The organism is Pseudomonadota bacterium, assembly GCA_039028935.1.
GTDB lineage: Bacteria > Pseudomonadota > Gammaproteobacteria > Steroidobacterales > SZUA-146 > SZUA-146.
This window is the reverse complement of record JBCCHD010000080.1, coordinates 1-3,456: the sequence shown is the minus strand read 5'-3', so window position 1 is coordinate 3,456 and position 3,456 is coordinate 1. Positions and strand designations below refer to the sequence as shown.

Below are 3,456 nucleotides of genomic sequence, written 5' to 3'. Positions count from 1 at the left end.
CTGCTGCCTCCCGTAGGAGTCTGGGCCGTGTCTCAGTCCCAGTGTGGCTGATCGTCCTCTCAGACCAGCTACAGATCGTCGCCTTGGTGAGCTTTTACCTCACCAACAAGCTAATCCGGCTTAGGCTCATCCAATAGCGCAAGGTCCGAAGATCCCCTGCTTTCCCCCGAAGGGCGTATGCGGTATTAGCACGAGTTTCCCCGTGTTGTCCCCCACTACTAGGCAGATTCCTAAGTTGTACTCACCCGTCCGCCACTCGCCGCCAAGGAGCAAGCTCCTCGCGCTGCCGTTCGACTTGCATGTGTTAAGCATGCAGCCAGCGTTCAATCTGAGCCAGGATCAAACTCTTCACTTTATACTTCTGTATAACTTAAAGCTTTGAATTTGAATGTTGCTTCCCGACTCTATTACTGTTTAAAAGTAATTGAGTATAAGGTCGCTCGATTCAATATGCGTCCGCACATCGATACGAGCTCCCACACAAATTATCTGATTTAGTTGTTAAAAAACACGCCCAGCAACGGGGGCTAGGCGGCCGACAAGTATAAATCATGCGTTTGAACAGTTAAAGGCTCTTCGCACAATTTGTTGTTTCTTCTCGGTGATTCCTGCCGTGCGGTGCACGACGAGGAAGGCGCAGTATAGGGACTCTAAAAGCGACGTCAACAGGAATTTCAAAGAAATTGTCATATCGGCGAAACAATGATCAGCGAGAGGCTTAAATAAACTAAAAATCAACTGCTTAGGATCTTTCTTGCGCGGCAGCATATTCGCCCTTTCCCGCCTGTCCCCAGGCATTTGCGCAAAGGCGCGCAAAACCTGCTCCGGGTTCTCCCTGATTTTTGCCCATCGAATCGGCGGCTGGGGCAGCGCGCACGGCCCGACAACACGCAACACCCGCCGAAAACCGGTCGCTTAGCCTGACAGTCCCGCGCCGTTTGCGGCGAGCCCGGCTTCGGTACGACCAGCGCAGCCAGCTTGGCCCAGTCAGCCAGCTCAACCACCCCGACAACCTCCGGCTACTGTACCCACCGGGCCCGGGCGCCAACGCCCCCGTTACGCTACGCGAATCACCCAAGTTCAAACATAAGGACGCCCGGGCTTAGGCTCATGCCGGAGCCTGAGTGCGGTCGGTGATAAGCTTGGCGAACCCCTACTTTTGGATGCAGACGTGAGCGACACAACGCCGTGGTATCAAAAAACCGAGATGATCGTCGCGCTGTCGGCGGTGATCGTCAGCGTCGCCGCCGTGCTGGTGTCGGTCTACTCCGCTTGGATTGACCGCTCGTTCGCGCGCGCCTCAACCTGGCCGCGACTGGAAATCGGCCGCTCCTTCGATGGCCAAAGCCTTTCGTTCACGGTCAGCAATCAGGGCACCGGTCCGGCGGTGATTCGCTACGCCGTGCTCGAGCATAATCAAACGCGGTATACCACGTGGGCGAAATGGGCGAACGCCGAGTTTGATGTGCCGTCGTTTAACTTTATGCAATCGCATATTTCTACGCGCGTGCTGTCACCCGGTAAAGAGCTCAATGTGTTTATAACGCAGGATAACGCGCTCGCGTTGGCGATCGCTAAATCAGACCCCACTCACCTCACGCTGTGCTACTGCTCGGTGTTCGATCAGTGCTGGCTAACCGACTCAACCAATCAACCCAAACCCATCGCCGACTGTGACACGACGCCCGAGACGCCGTTCGCCCAGTAGTCTCGCCGCGCGCCGCCCACACGCCTGTACAGTCCACGCCACGATACGGCTTCGGTGGGCATTCCGATCCGCAACAAAAAAACGCGACACCGGATGCCCCGGTGCCGCGTTTTGGTGTCGATCTTCTCGACGATCGATATGAGACGTGCTTAGCGACGTCGCAGACCCACCAATCCAAGCAGTGCCGATCCCATCAGCCAAACAGCGGCAGGTACCGGCACGGCGGTCAGATTTGCCGAGATATCGATTGAGCCGTTCAAGAACGCATCGGTCATGCCGGCCACATCATCAAAGCCCTCGAAGAACTCGATAACCAGAACGCCATCCGACAACGTGAACTCCAAATCCAAGCCAACCAGATCGATTAATCCACCGGTCGAGAACAGCATGGTTCCCGGCGCATCGAAACCGGCACCTGGACTCACAAACAAAGCCGCACCCGCCGAATCGCCTAACCCGAGGGTAGCTTCACTCATCCACGAGGCGCCCACCGTCTCAACCGTGAGGTCCCAACCGATCGCATCGATCAGCACTTCCGATCCAGCCGCGCCGCCAAGGGCAGTCGCCAGATCAATGGTCACAACTTGATTGCCCGGTGCACCAAGCCCATCGATGGTTTCGGCATCGATGGCAATGTTAAAGACCGCTGCTGAGGCAGCATTTCCCATCGCAAACACGAGACAGATGGCGGCCGCTCTTGCCACCACGCCTTTTGACAAGCGTGCAGTTACAGTTTGAAACACGTATTTCTCCCCTAAAATGACGACACTCACGACTCTCCCTGATCGCTGCGTGTCCGTTCTTTTGGTGTTGTGGTTTTCCGACGCAGCACACGCGCTGCGCCCCACACTTTTTAGCCCGTTGAGAATAGCAGGCTGACAATGACTAAGCGACTCAATTTGAACAATAAAGCCGACATGGATGTCCGAAATTTCGCCGCTGTGTGGTTCCGCCGGCAACACCTCTGACGACCCGCGTCGATAAGGCGACAATTCATTGCGACGCACCACCGATTTGGGCTAAGGTCTGTTTTTACTTTTTTCGGGTACGGGGAACACTATGAGTATTGAGGCCATTAAAGACCTGATCAGCGATCGCGTCGCCAAATCAGGATTTGAGCACGTCATCAAGTTCAACTGCGGCGAGGACGGCGTGCTGGTCATAAACAAAAACGAACTCACCACCGACGATATAGACGCCGAATGCACCGTCGACATCACCACCGAGAACCTCATGGCGTTGGTCAAAGGGGACCTCAATCCCACTATGGGCTTTATGCAGGGCAAGCTCAAAATCGATGGCAACATGGGCGTGGCGATGAAACTCGGCAGTCTTATCTAAGACATTGCGACCGAGTCGGTGCTATTCCAGCCCGGCCTAGCCACACAAAAAACCCGGCAATCGTCCCTCCGACGGCCGGGTTTTTTTCGTTTTGGTTTATTCGCCTTCCGTTAGCGTTTACTCAATCGCCATATAACCGTCTGCGGCAGGTTGATCCGAAGCGCACTGTCAACATGATTGCTGCCCATCAAGCGCAGCAAGGCGATGACAGACTCCTCGGTGTGTACCCCATTTTTCAGCACTCCCCAGTGCTGCCTGGACGATGCATTGAACCCTTTATTGTGATGTGCGGATGACGCGTGCACACCCAGATCTAAACGCATCTTGAGCGTGCCGTCAATTCTGTGATGATTTTGTGAGCGGATTGACCGGAAAATGCTCACAAGTGGCTATTTTTTGAACACCAT

Annotated in this window: 4 protein-coding genes and 1 rRNA gene; 2 read left to right on the top strand and 3 right to left on the bottom strand. The window is 54.9% G+C overall.

Going from position 1 to position 3,456, the window contains the following annotated elements; genetic code table 11:
• Nucleotides 1–355 (bottom strand): 16S ribosomal RNA (locus AAF465_17370); the annotation flags it as partial.
• Nucleotides 356–1,171: 816 nt separating this feature from the next.
• Here AAF465_17370 and AAF465_17365 point away from each other — a divergent pair.
• A complete protein-coding gene (locus AAF465_17365; protein ID MEM7084493.1) occupies nt 1,172–1,708 on the top strand; it encodes a hypothetical protein in 537 nt (178 codons plus the stop codon).
• 149 nt (nt 1,709–1,857) lie between these two features.
• Here the strand turns inward: AAF465_17365 and AAF465_17360 are convergent, their stop codons facing one another.
• Nucleotides 1,858–2,451: a hypothetical protein gene (locus AAF465_17360; protein ID MEM7084492.1), complete on the bottom strand. Its 594-nt coding sequence runs from the start codon at nt 2,449–2,451 to the stop codon at nt 1,858–1,860.
• 316 nt (nt 2,452–2,767) lie between these two features.
• Between AAF465_17360 and AAF465_17355 the strand changes: the two genes are divergently transcribed.
• Nucleotides 2,768–3,049, top strand: a complete 282-nt coding sequence (locus AAF465_17355) for an SCP2 sterol-binding domain-containing protein (protein MEM7084491.1) — start codon at nt 2,768–2,770, stop codon at nt 3,047–3,049.
• A 110-nt stretch (nt 3,050–3,159) separates the two neighbouring features.
• Here AAF465_17355 and AAF465_17350 read toward each other — a convergent pair whose 3' ends face one another.
• Nucleotides 3,160–3,372 carry a hypothetical protein gene (locus tag AAF465_17350; GenBank protein MEM7084490.1) on the bottom strand — a complete coding sequence of 71 codons (213 nt, stop codon included), beginning with the start codon at nt 3,370–3,372 and terminating at the stop codon, nt 3,160–3,162.
• Nucleotides 3,373–3,456: the final 84 nt, after the last annotated feature.